Origin of the sequence: Pseudomonas sp. AN3A02 (assembly GCF_011765255.1) — a bacterium.
In the GTDB taxonomy this organism is placed as follows: Bacteria; Pseudomonadota; Gammaproteobacteria; order Pseudomonadales; family Pseudomonadaceae; genus Aquipseudomonas.
On the sequence record NZ_JAARNI010000006.1, the window covers coordinates 84,368 to 101,643 of the forward strand.

Sequence of the window (17,276 nt, forward strand, 5' to 3'; positions counted from 1 at the left end):
GCTCGCTCCTACAGAAAGCCACAGGTGCTTACATCCCCAACCAGTGCGGCAAGGCCAGCGAGATGAACGGCAGGTAGGTCACCATGATCAGGAACACCAGCAAAATCATCAGCCACGGCAACGCCGCGCGGATGGTCTGCCCCAGGGTCAGCCCGGTCACCGCCGAGGTCACAAACAGGTTCAGCCCCACCGGTGGGTGCACCAGGCCAATCTCCATGTTGACCACCATCACAATCCCCAGGTGAATCGGGTCGATCCCCAGCTTCATCGCAATCGGGAAGAAGATCGGCGCCAGGATCAGCACGATCGCCGACGGCTCCATAAAGCTGCCCGCCACCAACAACACCACGTTGACCATGATCAAAAAGCCAATCGGCGTCAGCCCTTCGGAGATCACCCAAGCAGTGATTTCCTGGGGGATTTGCTCCGTGGTCAGCACGTGGGCGAAGAGCATGGCGTTGGCGATGATAAACATCAGCATGATCGCCAGGCGCCCGGACTCCAGCAGCACCTTGGGGCAATCCTTGATCTTCATGTCCTTGTAGACGAACAGCGCGACAAACGCCGAGTACACCGCCGCCACCGCCGCTGCTTCGGTCGGGGTGAACATGCCGCTGTAGATGCCGCCAAGGATGATCACCAATAGCAACAAGCCCCAGAATGCCCGGCGGGCGCAGGTCAGCCACTCGCGAAAGGTCGCCCGAGGCTGGGCCGGCAGCTTCTTGATGCGCGCGACGATGTAGATCGCGACCATCAACATCAAGCCCAGCAGCAGGCCAGGAATCACCCCGGCCATAAACAGCTTGCCTACCGACGTTTCAGTCGCCGCCGAGTACACCACCATCACAATCGACGGCGGAATCAGGATGCCCAGGGTACCGGCGTTGCAGATGATCCCGGCGCCGAATTCCTTCGGATAGCCCGAGCGCACCATGCCCGCCACGGCAATCGAACCCACCGCCGCCACGGTTGCAGGCGATGAGCCCGACAGCGCGGCAAACAGCATGCACGCCAACACCGCCGCAATTGCCAGGCCGCCACGGATATGCCCGACGCAGGCGTTGGCAAAGTCGATCAACCGTTGCGCCACGCCGCCGGTGGTCATGAACGCACCCGACAACAGGAAGAACGGAATCGCCAGGAAGGTGTAGGCGTCCGAGGTTTCAAACAGCTTGATCGCCAGGGAACTCACCGAGTCCGGGCTGAACATCAGGATCGACACCGCGCCCGACAACCCCAGGGAAATCGCGATGGGCACACCGAGGAACATGAACACGAACAGCAGCAAAAACAAACACAGAACGGCCATCAGTGACGCTCCTCATGGCTGCCGGCCAACTTGCTGGCTTCACCGGCTTCGTCGGCCAGGCCCAGCCCGGTTTGGCGGTGGGTGAAGATGCGGTAGAAAATTTCCAGGTAGCGGATGAACACCAAGGCAAAACCGACGGGCACAATCACCACGATGTCGCCGACGTCGATGCCGAACTTGTCGAGGTCTTCGGCGCCGATGCCGGCGGTCATCACCGCGCTCAGCCACTTGTAGCTGGCGACCATGAACAACCCGGCGTAGGCCAGGCAGCACAGGCAGGCGAGCATGCCCAGCAGGCGCTGCACACGGCGCGGGGTCAGCTTGACCAGGGCATCCACGCCCAGGTGGCCGGCGGTGCGTACGCCGTAGGAAATGCCGAAGAAAATCAGCCAGCCGAACATGGCCTTGGTCAGCGCCACGCTCCAGGTCATGTCCTGGGCCCAGCCCATGGTGTGGTCACCCAGGGCGTTGAAGAAACCGCTGCTCCACGCCCACTTATCAGCAAGGGCAAAGAACAGGGTGTAGATGTTGTTGAGCATGACGTAGACAAAAGTCACCAGGGTCATGGCGGCCAGCAGGATGGCGATAAAGCCTTCCTCCAGGTGCTCCCAGATGCGCCTTAGCGTTTGCATGGCAAAACCTCGCGAAACTGGACGGGGATATTCACGACAAGTCACTGACGAAACCGGATCAATGTGGGAGCTGGCTTGCCTGCGATGCGGGCAACTCGGCCTTTCAGGAACACCGAGGTGATGCCATCGCGGGCAAGCCCGCTCCCACAGAAGTCGGGTTTTCGTCAGCAATCAATTACTGGTTCGACGCGTCGGCCGCCTTGATCAGGTCAGCGCCGATTTCACCTTCGAACTTCTGCCACACCGGGCGCATGGCTTCGCGCCACAGCTGGCGTTGCTCGGGCGTCAGTTCGATGATTTCGCTGGTCTTGGCGTCGATGATCTTCTGCTTGGCCGACTGGTTCAGCGCTTCGGCCTGCTTGTTCACCTCGACGGTGACTTCAACCATGATCTGGTCCAGGGTGGTGCGCACATCCGGCGGCAGGCCGTTCCAGAACTTGGCGTTGGTGATCACCATGTAGTCGATCAGGCCATGGTTGGACTCAGTGAAGTACTTCTGCACTTCGTTGACCTTCTGGCTTTCATAGTTCGACCAGGTGTTCTCGGTGCCGTTGACGGTGCCGGTCTGCAAGCCCTGGTACACCTCGGCGAAACTCATCTTGCGCGGGTTGGCGCGGATCGCCTTGAACTGCTCTTCCAGCACGCTGGAGGCCTGCACGCGGAACTTCAGGCCACGGGCATCCTTGGGCTCACGCAATGCCTTGTTCGATGACAGTTGCTTGAGGCCGTTGTGCCAATAGGCCAGGCCGAGGATGTTTTTGTCTTGCATGGAGGTCAGCAACGCCTTGCCCTGGGCGGCCTGGAAACGGTCCACCGCCGCCAGGTCGTTGAACAGGAACGGCAGGTCGTAGATCTGTACTTGCTTGGTGTACTGCTCAAACTTGGCCAGGGATGGCGCCAGCATCTGCACGTCGCCCAGCAGCAGCGCTTCCATTTCCTTGCCGTCGCCGAACAGCGAGGAGTTCGGGTACACCTCGACTTTCACCCGGCCAGGCAGGCGTTCTTCAGCGAGCTTCTTGAACAGCAACGCGCCCTGGCCTTTCGGGGTGTTTTCAGCAACGACGTGGGCGAACTTGATCACAATGGGGTCGGCCGCCTGGGCCAGGCCCGCGGCAAACAAGGTGGCGGCGCAGAACAGCGCCCGAGAAAGCTTGAGCATGGAAAATCACCTTCTTATTGTTGTGTTATAGGGCAAGGTGCCTGATGTCACGCGTATAGAGAATTTCGAATTTTAGATACCTGCGTTCGGCGTGGACGAACGCCGACTTCTCAAATAACAGAGATCCAATGTGGGAGCGGGCTTGCTCGCGAAAGCGGTGTGCCAGTCACCAGATGCACTGGCTGACCCACCGCTTTCGCGAGCAAGTCGAACCGTCGCACCGCCGCTCCCACATTTCTACGGTTGCGCGGCTAATAATCGTTGGGCCCGCAGCAACACCGGCGCATCCACCATTTGCCCATCCAGTTGATAGGCCCCTGCCCCATGGGCACCGGCTTCCACCACCCGTTTGGCCCACGCCAGGTCTTCGGCGCTGGGGGCCAACGCCTGGTGAATCACCGCCACTTGCCTGGGATGGATACACAGCGCGCCGGCAAAGCCCATTTCATAGGCATGCCGAATCGCGCGGCGCAGGCCTTCAGGGTCGTCAATGGCCGGGTGCACGCCGTCCAGCGGCGCCACCAGCCCGGCGGCGCGGGAATGCACGATCAAGGCAAGGCGGGCCTGGTCCAGGGCAAATTGCGCGGCCGGGGAGCCGCTGCTCAGGTTCAAGTCCAGCGCCAGGTCCAGGCCGCCGAACGACAAGCGCTCCACCAACGGTGCATGAGCGATTTCCGCCACCGCCAGCAAGCCCCGCGCACTCTCGATAATCGGCCAAATGGCCTTGCCCGTTGCCGCCACCACGGCCACCTGGGCCGCGCTTTCAACCTTGGGCAGCAACACTCCCGCCACTCCCGCGTGGGCCTGACAGAACGCCACATCGGCGAAATGCTCCGGGTGCTCCGGCGCATTGATCCGCACCCATACCCGCGCTGCCGGCGTCGCCTGCAAAAACACCCCGAGGTTGTCCCGGGCCTGGCGCTTGAGCGGCTCTTCCACCGCGTCTTCAAAATCCACAATCACCGCATCGGCACCACTGGCCAAGGCCTTGGCAAAACGTTCCGGCCGGCTGCCCGGTACAAACAGCGCAGAGCGCACAAGAGAAGTTGGCATCGCTCAATTCCTTATCAGATAACGCCGCGTGCACGCAGGCTGTCGATGGCTTCAGCGGAGTAACCCAACTGGTCCAGAATTCCCTGGCTGTGCTGCCCCAGCCCCGGCACCGCGTCCATGCGCGGGGTAAACGCGGCATTGCGCGCCGGCGGCAGCAACGACGGCAACTTGCCCGCCGGGCTGTCGACTTCCCGCCAGCTGTTGCGGGCCTTGAGCTGCGGGTGGTCCCACACGCCTTGCATATCGTTGACCCGGGCGCTGGCGATTTGCGCGTCTTCCAGGCGCTGGATCACGGCCTCGGCACTCATCTGCGCGAAGCGGTCGACGATGATCTGGCGCAGCACGTCGCGGTTTTCCGAGCGTTTGAAGTTGGCCGAGAAACGGCCGTCGGTGGCGAGCTCTGGCGTGAGCAGCACCTTGTCGCAAAACGCCGCCCACTCCCGTTCGTTCTGCAAACCGAGCATTACCGTGCCGCCGTCGCCGGTGGGAAACGGCCCATAGGGGTAGATCGTGGAATGCGCCGCACCCGCGCGCGGTGGCTGGGGCGCGCCGTCGAAGGCGTAATACATCGGGTAGCCCATCCACTCCACCAGGCTTTCCAGCATGCTGACGTCAATGCGACTGCCCTGCCCGGTCTTGCCCCGCAGCAGCAGCGCCGAGAGGATGCCGCTGTAGGCATACATCCCGGCGGAGATATCGGCGATGGAACAACCGGCCTTGGCCATCTGGTCCTCGCCCGGGCCGCCGGTAACCGAGAGAAAGCCGCCTTCACTCTGGATCAGCAGGTCGTAGGCTTTCTTTTTCTCGTAAGGCCCACCCTCACCGTATCCGGAGATATCGCAGACGATCAGCCGCGGGAAGCGCTCATGCAGCGCTTCGAATGACAGACCCATGCGCGCCGCGGCGCCCGGTGCCAGGTTCTGCACCAGCACGTCGGCGTCGGCCAGCAGGGTTTCCAGGATGTCTCCGGCATCGTCGTGCTTGAGGTCCAGGGTCAGGCTTTCCTTGGAGCGGTTGGTCCACACAAAATGCGACGCCAGGCCGCGCACGCGCTCGTCGTAGCCTCGGGCAAAGTCACCGGCGCCCGGGCGTTCGATCTTGATCACACGGGCGCCCAGGTCGGCCAACTGGCGGGTGCAAAACGGTGCGGCAATCGCGTGTTCCAGGCTGACGACGGTGATGCCGTCCAGCGGTCGTTGATTAGCTTTCATGACGACTCCTTAAAGCCAGTGAGCCAGGGACGTGGCGTTGCGTAGGTCCCAGACCTTTTCGATCAGCCCGGTGGTTTGCGCGGGCGTGCGGGCGCCGCTGAATTGGGTCAGGCGCTGGAATTTGTCGGCCAGCTCTGCACGGTTCAGGGTGTTGCCGGGATCGCCCTTGGGTTCATCAATGGCGCCGTGCAGCACGCGACCGTCGACCGTGGTGACAATCACCCGGCCCAGCCAGCGCTGGGGATAGGCCCCGTCGACCTCGGCGTCGAGGGTCATGCTGACCTTGTCGCGAAATGCCGATACGGCGGGATCGGTGAGCGCCAGTTCATGAAACTCAGTCAGCCCGGCCTTGCCGTGCACGGCAATCAACCCCAGCACGGTGCCCATGGAAAACTTGGCCTGGTGCACGGTCTGCGGCAGCGTTACCCGGCCCAATACGTCGATGGCGCCTTGGTGAACGCGGGTTTCCACACGGGTGATGTGCTCATGGCTGATGCCCTCGCGCTGCATCAGGTCCAGCAGCGCATCGGCGGCCGGATGGGTGTGGCGGCACGAAGCGTGGAACTTGAACGAGGTTTCCAGCAGCGCCCAACGGCTGCCGAGGCGATCCGACAGTTTGCTTGGGTCTGCATCGGTGGACATGCCCGCCGCCATCCCCTGCTCGCCTTCCAGAATATTGCGCGCACCGGTCAGCCCGTCCGCCGTCAAATACGCTGCCAACAAACCATCGGCGGCTGCCTTGGCGGTGTGCAGTTGCTTGGAGTCGGCGGCATCCCGCAGGAATTCCCAAAGACCGGCCGCCTGAGTGCCGGCGCTGCCCAGCAGGTTGATGAATTGCTCTTGATTGAAGTCGAGCAATTTACCCACCGCGACAGCCGCCGCGAGGGTGCCGACGGTGGCCGTGGTGTGGAAGATTCGGTAGTGGGAACGGCCCATGAATTCACCGATGCGAATCCCGGCCTCGTAACCGGCCACCGAAGCCAGCAGCAGCTCACGACCGGACTTGCCAAGGTCTTGCGCTGCCGCGAAGGCAGCCGGAAAGACCACGGTGGCCGGGTGCAAGACTGAGCTGTTGTGCAAGTCATCCTGCTCCACCAGGTGCGACGACGCGCCGTTCACCAGCGCGGCGAAATAGGCACTGCTGCTTCCCCCATTGACGATGATCTGCGCCGGACCATTGGCCGGGCCCATCGTGCGGGCATAACGCTCGAACAGCGGAATCGGATGTGCGCCTTGGCTGGCCAGCGCCGAGGCGAGCCAGTCGAGGAACAGGTCTTCGGTGCGGGCGAGTACGTTGTCCGGCAATTGTTCGTAATTCAGCTCGGCGAGGAACCAGCACAGCGCTTGGGTATGGCTCATGGTCGGGCCCTCAGAAGCTGCGTGGCAGTTCGAGCAAATGCTCGGCCACGTAGGACAGGATCAGGTTGGTGGAGATCGGCGCAACCTGGTACAGGCGGGTCTCGCGGAACTTGCGCTCCACGTCGTATTCACAGGCAAACCCGAAGCCGCCGTGGGTTTGCAGGCAGGCATTGGCGGCTTCCCAGGAAGCCTTGGCCGCCAGGTACTTGGCCATGTTCGCGCTGGCCCCGGCGTTGGCGCCGCTGTCGTATTCCTCACAGGCACGCCAGCGCATCAAGTCGGCCGCTTCGATCTCGATATGCGCTTCGGCAATCGGGAACTGCACGCCCTGGTTCTGCCCGATGGGCCGGCCAAACACCACGCGGTCACGGGCGTAGGCGCTGGCTTTCTCGATGAACCAGCGGCCGTCGCCGATGCACTCGGCGGCAATCAGGGTGCGTTCGGCGTTGAGGCCGTCGAGGATGTAGCGGAAGCCCTTGCCCTCCTCGCCAATCAGGCTGTCCAGCGGCAACTCCAGGTTGTCGAAGAACAGTTCGTTGGTCTCGTGGTTGACCATGTTGGCAATCGGCTGCACGGTCAGACCGTTGCCGATGGCTTCCCGCAGGTCCACCAGGAAGATCGACATGCCTTCGGATTTTTTCTTCACCTCGGCCAGCGGCGTGGTGCGGGCCAGCAGGATCATCAGGTCGGAATGCTGCACCCGCGAGATCCAGACTTTCTGGCCGTTGACCACGTACTTGTCGCCACGCTTGACGGCGGTGGTCTTGATTTTGGTGGTGTCAGTGCCGGTGGTGGGTTCGGTCACGGCCATCGATTGCAGGCGCAATTCGCCGCTGGCGAGCTTGGGCAGGTAGAAGCTTTTCTGCGCTTCGCTGCCGTGGCGCAGCAAGGTGAACATGTTGTACATCTGGCCATGGACGGTGCCGGAGTTGCCGCCGCAGCGGTTCACTTCTTCCAGGATCACCGAGGCTTGCGCCAACCCGAGGCCGGAGCCACCGTATGCTTCGGGGATCATTGCCGACAGCCAGCCGGCGTCGGTCAAGGCCTTGACGAAGGCTTCCGGAAAGCCCTTTTCTTCATCGACCTTGCGCCAGTAGGCGGCGTCGAATTCGGCGCACAGTGCGCGTACGCCTTCGCGGATGGCATTCAGTTCTTCGTTGTCATTCGGGTTCATTAACGGCTCTCCGCCTGTTGTTCTTGGAGGTTTATTCGAAATGCAGTTCGGCGCGCTGGGCCAGGCCGTCAGCGTTGCCCGCCCACAGTTCGGCGACGCCCGGCGCGGTGATGCGCCCACCGACTTCAAAGGGTTGCGGGGCAATCAATGGCCGCACACCGCGATACGAGAAACGGCGCAACGTGGCCGCCGGATTTGCGCGGCAGAATGCGCGCAGGCTCAGAGTGGCGATCAGCGGCCCGTGCACCACCAGCCCCGAATAACCTTCGGTGCCGGTGACATAGGGGTAGTCGTAGTGAATGCGGTGGCCGTTGAAGGTCACGGCGCTGTAGCGGAACAACAGGGTTGGCGTCGGGTCGACCGCTTCGCGCCAGTCACCTTCGGGTAATACATCACCACTGCCCTGCTTGGGCGGCGTGGGTTCGCGATAGACGATGTCCTGTTCCTCGCGGATGGCCAGGCGGCCGTCCTGGGAGTAGTCGTGGCGTACGGTGACGAACAGCAGCGAGCCGGTGCGGCCGGTTTTTTCTTCCACTTGAGTGATGGTCGAAACGCGGGTGGCGGACTCACCGGCACGCAACCCATGGAAAAACTCGATACGCCCGCCGGCCCACATGCGATTGCGGTTATCCGCCGGCGGCAGAAACCCGCCACGGGCCGGATGGCCGTCACCGCCCAGGGCGGATTCGGGCAGCGGGTCCTGGAAAAAGCACCATTGCCACAAAGGCGGAACCGCCTCGCCATCTGCCGGTGCCGCTTCGCCAAAGGTGGCGGCGATGCGTTTGAGCAGGTTGTGGCTCAAGTGGTCGTGGGCTGTTTCGCTACGGCCGATCCAGTCTGTGGCGCTCATCAGGTGCATGTCCTCGGGCAGGGAATCTGAGCCGGATCATGCTGGGCCTTGGCCGTTCTGAGAATTTGCATTTCAATAAAGCAGCGTTCGGCTATGCTGAACGCCGCTGACCTGTCCGAACAGAACACAGCCTCCAACTTGATCAGGAGGCTTTCTGTGGCGAGGGGGCTTGTCCCCCGTTGGAGTGCGAAGCGCTCCCGCTTTTTTTGGGCCCGCTACGCAGGCCAACGGGGGACAAGCCCCCTCGCCACAAGAGTTCGTCCACCTGGAGCCTTGCATGCACTTTGATCTGGCTGACTTACGCCTGTTTATCCATATCGCCGAATCCCCCAGCCTGACCCAGGGCGCCAGGCGCGCGTTCCTCTCGCCGGCCGCCGCCAGTGCGCGGATCAAAGCCCTGGAAGGCCAGCTCGACACGCGCCTGCTGTATCGCGACAGCCGTGGCGTGGAAATCACCCCGGCGGGCGAACGGCTGGTGCACCACGCGCGGTTGATCATGCGCCAGGTGGATTACCTGAAGAGTGAGTTCACCCAATACGGCATCGATTCGGCCGGGCATATCCGCATTTTTGCCAACACCACCGCCGTGACCGAGTTTCTCCCGGAAGTGCTGGCTGGCTTTCTTTCAGCGCGTCCTGGCGTCACCGTGGACCTTCAGGAGCGTCTGTCACGAGACATCGTGCGAGGCGTGCTCGACGGTACCAGCGACATGGGCATCATCGCCGGGCCCGTGGAAGCATCGGGGCTACAGGTGCTGCATTTCAGCACCGACCACCTGGTGCTGACGGTACCCGTGGGGCATCCGCTGGCGAGCCTGCCTTCGGTGACGTTGGAGCAAACCCTCGCCTACCAACATATCGGTTTGCATGACGGCAGCACGTTGCTGAGTTTCCTGCGTGAGCATGTGGAGCGGTTGGGCAAGCACCTGTCGTTGCGGATCCAGATGTCGAGTTTCGAGGCGATCTGCCGGATGGTCGAGGCTGGCGTCGGGATCGGCATCATTCCAGAGTCGGCGGCGGTGCGCCACAGCCGGACCATGCAGTTGGTGACGGTCAAGCTGGATGAGGTTTGGGCGGTACGCGAGCGCAGTATTCTGGTGCGGGAACTGGAGGCGTTGCCCGGCACCATTCGTGCGTTGATAGCCACGTTGATGCCGCAGACGGTCAGTTAAGGGTGATGTTGCGCTGGCTGCCATTGGCAACGTTGATATGGGACAGGCGGCCTTGTTCATCGAACAGCAGCCAGTCATCGCCCTGTTGACGCACATTGGCGTCATCGAGTGGCCACGTCCAAGCAGCGCAGAGACGGTCGCTGGCGCGGTGAATCATATGCCAACGGCTCTGGTTCTCAGCGAGGGCATAACGGAACAGCAGCCACTCGGGCTCCAGATGGACGCTCACCGGGTATTCCTCGATCAGTTCGGCCGAGGCGCCCGGCAAACGATAGCCCCGGTGATTACCGGCAACGTTGACCACCAGAATCAGTTCCTCGGCGTACAGGTCCTTGATCCAGCACTCGGTGATCATGCTGACCGCGCAAAGCAACTGGTTGTGGTCCGGATTGATTGCCGGCACAACCTCGCGCCCCATCAGGCGCCGCTCCGGCAACCGGTAATGCCAGCGCTCGATGCCCACCCCCGGCACAGAAAACAGCCATAAGTATTCGTTGCACTCATCGCTCTGCAGTCGGTGGACCCGGCCAGGCAGATCACTCACGTGCCATAGGGTGGCAAACCCTCGATCAACATCCACCACCCGCATCTGTTTCTCACGGCCGATACTCCAGGCGGTGCCATCGAAGACTTTGGCAAACACGTCCACTACCAGCACCCCAAGGTCCGTGGCGGTACGATTGACCAGGTCCAACTTGCTGATCCGCCAGGCGTCATTACGCCGAATCAGCACCAGCGCCACTTGCCGGCCGTGGGCCAGGACAATCTCCTGCGCCGGCACGGCGAAATGGAACAGCGTGTTGCCAAACTCATCAATTACCACCGCGCCGGCTTCACCGAGGGCCAACAGGTAGCGGCTATCTTCAAGCGCAACCGCATCGCGGATCCCTCGATTGCCTCGGGCAGGGACCCACCACTCCTGGGTCTCGCCCGCCTGGCTCAGGGGGACGACAGCAGAGCGCTTCAACGCCTGGCCGGGCAGGTCCGCCAAGAGCAATTTGTCCTTGCTCATTTTCACCAGCGCCTGCAACTGCTGGTGGGTCAAGCCACCCTCGCCGCCGAGCTGGTCCGCCACGATCGCATGCACCGTCGCCCCTGTGAGCCAGGCCAGCGCACCCGCCTCGGCCTTATGGGCCAACAGCGCCTGGGCAAGGGCCGCGCGTTCACGGCCGCGCTGCGGATCATTGCGCAATTGCTCGACCCATGGCCCGTAGGCATGCAGCGTCTCAGGCAGCAGGATGGCGCGCTTGACCAGCGCATCAATCGCCAACCGCCCGCCTGCCGCTTCGGCATTCAGCAGCCATTGCGCCGCTCGCCCACGCTCGGCAGGCAAACTCCAGATCACTTCCACGGCTTGCAGCCACAGGCCTTTTTCGGTCAGCGATTGCGCCCATTCAAGACGCAAGCGGTTGGCGCTTTCAGGCGACTTGGCCTGAAGTGCCAACACCGCATCGCCGAACGCGTTATCCCGGCGCGCTACCGACAAGGCCTGCTCCCACTGCTCTGCCAGGCACAGCAAGCGCACGATCACGGCAGCGGGCATGTCCCAGGCAAGGGCAAGGTCGGCGGCCTGCTGATAGCGACCGTGTTTTTCCAGGTAATCAAGCGCTTCCTGGCGCACTTTCAGCAATTCCGCCAGCACAAACACCGCTTCCTCGATGCGCCCTTCACGGTCCAGTCGCGTGAAAGTCTGGCGGTAGACCAGCCGCAAGTGGGCCTCCAGGCCCTCCTCGAACAGCATCGCGCGCCGGGGCCCGCTTTGCTCGCTCAGGCGCAGGTCCTGCCGGCGCTCCGGGGTGCCGAACATCTGCTCGCTACTGCCGTGCTCGCCGCCCAGCGGGATGGCGTGGCGCAGGGCTTCGGCAAAGTCGCCGTCTTCGAACATCTCCAGCATGCGTTGCATATAGGCGGCCTGACGCTTGCCGTACAACGCCGAAAGCTTTGAATGCTGGGTCAGGCGGGTCAGCCAGCGGCGCCAGGCGGCAGGTTTGTGCCCCACCGGCGTGGCACGCGGTGCGATACCTTGGGCCGCTTTTGCTGGGGGCGGCGCCGCCACGCCAGGCGAGCCACGACGCAAAAACTTGTTCAAGCCCATCAGCAGCGCGGTAAACACAATCGCGCCCACCAGCGTCCCCAGGATCACCCCGCTGAAGTCCTCACGAACGGGGGGCGGCAACGGAGAAAAAGCCTGCTGCTTGCCATAACTGGCCATCCAGATCAGTGCCCCCACCAAGGCAAAGGTGGCGCCGAGTTTCAAGGCGGGAAACGAGACAGGCTCCGTGGGATTCCATGCGCTTTTGCCGGGAGCCGTGGCTCTGGCGGCAGGCTGTTGGGGAGCGGCGCGCTGACGTTCAATCAAGGCCTGCATGACCCCTTCCCGCTCCGGACTGACTGCCCCCAACGGCCCGCCGATGATGGTCCGCACGTCGGTGACCCGCGCCTCGAACACCGGTTCGGCCAGGGTGGCGTTGCAGTCGTAGGTGTCGAGCAGCGTATAGCCGCTGATATCGAGCCACTGCCCCGGCGACAGCGCCTGGGCATCGCGCAACAGCAAGGCCTGCACCTGACTGCCACGCACCAGCCACACATCCGCCGCCGGCAGGGTGTGCAGTTCTTCCGGGGCCAGCAGCGCCGAACACAAACCAGCACCCTGGCGAATCAGCGGCCAACCCGCGAGGGTTTCGCATTGCACCGACAATGCAGTGCAGAAGCGCAACAAATCACCTTCGGCAAACCGGTAGGCACCGGCACCTAACTGCCAGTGTTCGAGGATCAAGCGTTCGCGCTCTGACGCGTCGAAGCGTTCACAGGAGAACCACAGCCCTTCAATCTGTTGGTGGCCGGCCAGTACCGGGCGGCGAATCAACGCCTCATTGCGCTCAAGCATCGCCGCCTTCCTTGATGTGTTCGGGCTCTTTGTCGCATGTGACCTGCAGGCGCAAGTCACCGGACGCCACGTGATACACCAGCAGCTCGCGGGAGCTGGTGAGGACCGCAAGCAGACCACTCATGGGGCAAAAGCTGTACCGGGAAATAACATCCGAGGTGGTGAAAAGCAGTTTCTGCTGCCCGTTGCTGTAAAGGCCGATAGCGCGCTGGCCGGCGTTGACCAGCAGCAGTGACGGTTGGTCCTTGCCCACGTCCAGCAGCAAGCCGATGGCTTTCCAGCCAGAGGCCAGGTCGATGTATTCCTTGATGACCGGCACAGTTTTGGGAGTGATCACCTGCCAGCTTTCATTCACACCCTTGGACGTGAGCAGCGCGCAGCCGCCGAAATGACGCCGCCACAACGAGTTGCCGGCAAACAGCACCTGGCTCACGCCTTCTGCCACACTCAGCGCGTAACTCTCAATCCTGGCCTCATCTGCCGCCGCCGACTGTGCAAACAATCGCCCGCCGGCGTTACGGACATAGGCCAGGGTAAATTGATCGACCCTGGCCAGGCCCAACACGCCGCTGGCAAGTTCATGGGTCTGGCGCGGCTTTGAACGGTCCACCGCCTTGGCCCGGTCCGATTCCCAGTAAGCCAGCCGGCCCTGGCTATCGAGCAGGTAAACGCGCTCGGCGTTAGGATTGCGCAGCCAGGCGACTGGCAGAAACGTCGCGGTACCCGGCGGCAGCAGCAGTTGCTCACGACTTGGTTTTTTTACCGGGGCCAGGCCGGGAATATTCCAGAAAGCCAAGGCCTCCTCGCTGCTCAACACCGCGCCGAGTTCGCGACTCAGGAAGGTCACCGCCAGCGCATGCTGATAAGAGGACCAGAGTTGAGTGCGTACACTCAAAGGCTTTTTCTGATTCGGCGACGGCAGCTTGATCACTGCCATCCCGGGCTGATCCAACAGACGCAAGGCCACATAGTTGCCGGCACCGGAAATCACCGGAGGCAACGTCAGGGCCACCCGAGGTACCTGAGCGTTGATCACGGGCGCCTCTGCCGCTTCACCCTCGAAGCGGCCCTTGAGCAGTTGCAAGGCTTGGCGCTCATCCGGCATCGGTAATTTCACCTGCCGTGTTCCCCCGGCCCGCAACTCAAACGAGAGGCTTTGCCCGTCAAGACTTCGTTGCACATGGGCCCGGTGGGTGCAGCACGCCGGTACAGCCTCAGGCAGGCGCTGGCCGACAAGCCAGCATTCACCGACGGTCTGCGGCTGTTCGGCCATCCAGTCACGCCAGGCCTGCCCATGTTGCTCACTGACCACTTCATAGGTCCGGGCGTTCAGCAGTTGCTTGAGGTTCGACGCAGCGCCCAGCTCATACAGCGCCGGTTCACGCTGCAAAATACCCCAGCGCAACTCGGCCCCGGCCTCCGCCGCGCGGCGCGCCAACAGGATCAGCAACGCCAGATGTACCAGGCGGGCCGCACCCAACTGCAAGGGGCCCGCGTCGAACAGCACGACCATCAACCGATTGGCTTCCCGTGCCCGATACTGCGGCGCCAGGAACATATGCTCACCGACCGCCGCCCGACGCAGGAACTCATCGGGTACTTCCTCAGCCAACAACCACTCGCTGGACAGCAAGCGCTCATAGGGTCCACGACGTTGCAAATCACCCAGCCCATCGGGCTCCGGCACACCACCTTGTTGCCGGCCACGCAACGGGCCGAGCAGTGGATTGAGCCGGCCCAGCAGGTCGGCGAACAGCGGCAAGTGGTCCGGAGCAAACCATTCCAGCCATTGGCTCCAGGGTTGCAGCGAGTCTGGCAGTTGCATCAGTGGCCCACCCAATAAGCGGCAATCCGCTGTAAATGTTCAGGCGTCAGCGGCAATTGGCGGTCCAGCGGAATAACCGCCTGGGGGCTGCGCCACACTAACAAGGGTGCACGTTTGAAACCCACGGCGAGTGCCTGGCCCAGCACATCCGCCGGCACGTCCGGCTCCCAACTGGTGGGCAACCACAACCCCGGCGCGCCGTCCTCGGGAGCGGCGTATTCGACGCCGTCGACCCACGGCAAATCGTCGGCCACGCCGGACACCACCAACACGTGCGCATTGGCGGTGGCTTGCAGGCGCGCGGCCTGTTCGGCGGGGATCAGCAACAGCCGCGCATGCAAGCGCCGCGCAGCCTCGCCCCAGGCCACGGCAGCACGCGGTTCAGCGGGCGAGCGGCGTGAGCGCCAGCCCCAGGTGTGAGCCGCAGCCGTCATGCTATGGGCGTCAGCAGATGGGTCAGTTTCTCCCGCGCCTGCTGCAGCGACTCCGGCATGGTCTGGCTATTGAAGTTGGCGTCGATCTCTCGCAGCAGGCTTTCCAGCGCCGGGCTCGCCGGTGGTTCGCTGCGGTTCAGGTAGTCTTCAGCCGTTTCCAGCAAGCGATTGAGCCGTGACATCGGCTGCAAGGTCGCCTCCTCCACCGCGCTGAACAGATGGCTATTGCTGGAAGCGGCGAACAGGTCCCGCAAGACCTCGCGGCCATGCTGCTGGGTTTCCTTGGTCGGCAACACATACAGCAACGGCCACAAATCCGCTTCGCTGGCCTCAAGCCGGCCACCGAGCAAGGCCGCCGCCGCGATCAGGCGCTGGGATTTGACGATGCGCCGGTCCGACAACGCAATGCCGGCTTCCCGAAGGCGGCGAATCGCCTGGGCGAGTGCCGGGCGCACGAGGGTCAGGTCAACGTTTTTCAGCGCCTGGCCGAGGGTGTCCAGTTGAGTCAGCCCGAGTAACTGCTGGACCGGCCGCTGCTCGGACTGCCAACCACCGGCCAGCATGGCTTCCAGTTGGTTGTCCGGCACCGACTCGACAAACAGGTGCAGCAGGAAACGATCACCGAAGGCCGCCAGGGCCTCGTCGTCCGGCAGGCCGTTGGCGGCGCCCACACAGACGCGCAACGGGCAATGAATTTGCGTATGGCCACGGCGAAAGCGGCGTTCGTTGAGCACCCCCAACAAGGTATTGAGGATCGCCGTAGAGCCGAGGAATACTTCATCGAGAAACACGATATCGGCTTCCGGCAGCATGCCGCTGACGTCGGTTTCGACGGTGCCTTCCCGGAGTTTTTTCAGGTCTACCGCGCCGAACAGTTCCGACGGTTCGGTAAAACGCCCGAGCAAGTACTCGAAATAGCGCCCGCCCATGGACTGCGCCACTCGCCGCACGACCGCGCTTTTGGCGGTGCCTGGCGGACCGACGACGAGGATGTGTTCCTGGGCGACGGCGGCCAACACAATCAGCTCGGCCAATTGTTCACGCCCCACCAATCCTTCAGTCGCCGCGCGGACGGCATGGCGAATTTGTGCGGCAGCGCTCTGCAATGAAGCGATCATGGGCGTCTTCCCTGAAACCAAAGCGGGGAATCTTGCCTGAGGCTAAGGTATTAGCAAAGTATTGTTACATCATCAGGAGAAGGAGTTTTGCCATGCAGCTCGACGGTTCCTGCCATTGCGGCGCGGTTACGTTCAGTCTTGAGAGTGCTCATCCCTACCCTTATCAGCGGTGTTATTGCTCGATTTGCCGCAAGACCCAAGGGGGTGGCGGGTATGCGATCAACCTTGGGGGGGATGCCAAGAGCCTGAGGGTGCGGGGGCGCAAGTTGATTTCGGTTTATCACGCGCGGATGAAGGGGCCGGGGGATAGTCGGGCGCATGCGAGTACGGCTGAGCGGCATTTCTGTTCGCAGTGTGGGTCGGGGTTGTGGTTGTTCAGTCCGGAGTGGCCGGAGTTGATTCATCCGTTTGCTTCGGCGATTGATACGCCGTTGCCGGTGCCGCCGGAGCATACGCATTTGATGTTGGGGTCGAAGGCGCCTTGGGTTGAGGTGAGTGTTCGGCCGGGGGATCTGGAGTTTGAGGAGTATCCGCAGGAGTCGATTGCCCAGTGGCATGGGCGGTTGGGGCTGGGCTGATGGGTGTATATCCGTTGCTGCGGTAACGGCTGATATTGGTTCCGCTCTTACAGCGGCTCACTTTTGAAAAGCGCAAAAGTAAGCAAAACGCTCTTGCCCCACCACTCGGCACCTCGCTAATGCTCGGTGTGCCCGCACTCCGGCACCACGAAGCGGGCCGCCGCGACGGGGCGTCCCTGCCCCGTCGCGGCTAAACCGGCGTCCTGCCGGTTTACCCGCTCCGTACTGCCTACGTTCGGCCAGCGTGGTTTAACGGGGCGCCTAAGATCAAGATCAAAAGCAGATCAAGAGCACAGCGGCCTACCGGCCGGCTTGAGTGTGGTGAAGCAACAGCGAAATCTAGAGCGGGCACGGTCCAAATGTGGGAGCGGGCTTGCTCGCGAAGGTCGTTAACGATGACGCTGGCATTCTGGATGAACGCGGCGGTCTCAGGTTTTTCGCGAGCAAGCTCGCTCCTACAGGAAAGCAGCTCTGCTTTCGGGGGGGCCGTCAACTACGATGGCCGCGAGCGGGCGA

General features: G+C 62.7%; 14 protein-coding genes. 2 read left to right on the forward strand and 12 right to left on the reverse strand.

What is annotated here, in order from left to right; genetic code table 11:
- Positions 1-28 precede the first annotated feature (28 nt).
- The 8 genes from dctM to HBJ59_RS21905 all read right to left on the reverse strand — a co-directional run bounded on the left by dctM (position 29) and on the right by HBJ59_RS21905 (position 8,747).
- Positions 29-1,309, reverse strand: a complete 1,281-nt coding sequence (gene dctM, locus HBJ59_RS21870) for a C4-dicarboxylate TRAP transporter large permease protein DctM (protein WP_010169752.1) — start codon at positions 1,307-1,309, stop codon at positions 29-31.
- Positions 1,309-1,941 carry a TRAP transporter small permease gene (locus HBJ59_RS21875; protein ID WP_076013692.1) on the reverse strand — a complete coding sequence of 211 codons (633 nt, stop codon included), beginning with the start codon at positions 1,939-1,941 and terminating at the stop codon, positions 1,309-1,311. The genes dctM and HBJ59_RS21875 overlap by 1 nt, the downstream gene beginning before the upstream one ends.
- Before the next feature lie 175 nt (positions 1,942-2,116).
- Entirely contained in the window at positions 2,117-3,100 is a 984-nt protein-coding gene (locus HBJ59_RS21880; protein WP_167664734.1) for a TRAP transporter substrate-binding protein, read from the reverse strand.
- Positions 3,101-3,337: 237 nt separating this feature from the next.
- Positions 3,338-4,153 (reverse strand): CoA ester lyase, encoded by an 816-nt coding sequence (locus HBJ59_RS21885; RefSeq protein WP_167664735.1) that lies wholly within the window; start codon positions 4,151-4,153, stop codon positions 3,338-3,340.
- Between the two features lie 14 nt (positions 4,154-4,167).
- Positions 4,168-5,364, reverse strand: coding sequence for a CaiB/BaiF CoA-transferase family protein (locus HBJ59_RS21890; RefSeq protein WP_167664736.1), 1,197 nt, complete (start codon positions 5,362-5,364; stop codon positions 4,168-4,170).
- Positions 5,365-5,373: 9 nt separating this feature from the next.
- The gene (locus HBJ59_RS21895; RefSeq protein WP_167664737.1) at positions 5,374-6,723 is read right to left on the reverse strand and encodes an MmgE/PrpD family protein; all 1,350 of its coding nucleotides are present in this window, start codon (positions 6,721-6,723) and stop codon (positions 5,374-5,376) included.
- 10 nt (positions 6,724-6,733) lie between these two features.
- A complete protein-coding gene (locus tag HBJ59_RS21900; RefSeq protein ID WP_167664738.1) occupies positions 6,734-7,897 on the reverse strand; it encodes an acyl-CoA dehydrogenase family protein in 1,164 nt (387 codons plus the stop codon).
- A 31-nt stretch (positions 7,898-7,928) separates the two neighbouring features.
- Positions 7,929-8,747, reverse strand: a complete 819-nt coding sequence (locus HBJ59_RS21905; RefSeq protein WP_167664739.1) for a MaoC family dehydratase N-terminal domain-containing protein — start codon at positions 8,745-8,747, stop codon at positions 7,929-7,931.
- A gap of 277 nt (positions 8,748-9,024) precedes the next feature.
- Between HBJ59_RS21905 and HBJ59_RS21910 the strand changes: the two genes are divergently transcribed.
- On the forward strand, positions 9,025-9,918 hold the full coding sequence (locus HBJ59_RS21910) for a LysR family transcriptional regulator (RefSeq protein WP_076013698.1): 894 nt from the start codon (positions 9,025-9,027) through the stop codon (positions 9,916-9,918).
- On the opposite strand, the gene HBJ59_RS21915 is transcribed toward HBJ59_RS21910, so the two are convergent.
- From HBJ59_RS21915 to HBJ59_RS21930, 4 genes are read right to left on the reverse strand one after another with little or no spacing between them, the layout of a single operon-like run.
- Entirely contained in the window at positions 9,911-12,805 is a 2,895-nt protein-coding gene (locus HBJ59_RS21915; protein WP_167664740.1) for a bpX6 domain-containing protein, read from the reverse strand. The genes HBJ59_RS21910 and HBJ59_RS21915 overlap by 8 nt on opposite strands.
- Complete coding sequence (locus tag HBJ59_RS21920) at positions 12,798-14,630, reverse strand: hypothetical protein (RefSeq protein ID WP_167664741.1); 1,833 nt, start codon at positions 14,628-14,630, stop codon at positions 12,798-12,800. Before HBJ59_RS21920 ends, HBJ59_RS21915 begins: the two co-directional genes overlap by 8 nt.
- Positions 14,630-15,064 carry a hypothetical protein gene (locus HBJ59_RS21925; protein ID WP_076013701.1) on the reverse strand — a complete coding sequence of 145 codons (435 nt, stop codon included), beginning with the start codon at positions 15,062-15,064 and terminating at the stop codon, positions 14,630-14,632. The genes HBJ59_RS21920 and HBJ59_RS21925 overlap by 1 nt, the downstream gene beginning before the upstream one ends.
- Entirely contained in the window at positions 15,061-16,182 is a 1,122-nt protein-coding gene (locus HBJ59_RS21930) for an AAA family ATPase (protein ID WP_167664742.1), read from the reverse strand. Before HBJ59_RS21930 ends, HBJ59_RS21925 begins: the two co-directional genes overlap by 4 nt.
- 92 nt (positions 16,183-16,274) lie before the next feature.
- Between HBJ59_RS21930 and HBJ59_RS21935 the strand changes: the two genes are divergently transcribed.
- Positions 16,275-16,760 carry a GFA family protein gene (locus HBJ59_RS21935; RefSeq protein WP_076013703.1) on the forward strand — a complete coding sequence of 162 codons (486 nt, stop codon included), beginning with the start codon at positions 16,275-16,277 and terminating at the stop codon, positions 16,758-16,760.
- The last annotated feature ends 516 nt before the right edge of the window (positions 16,761-17,276 follow it).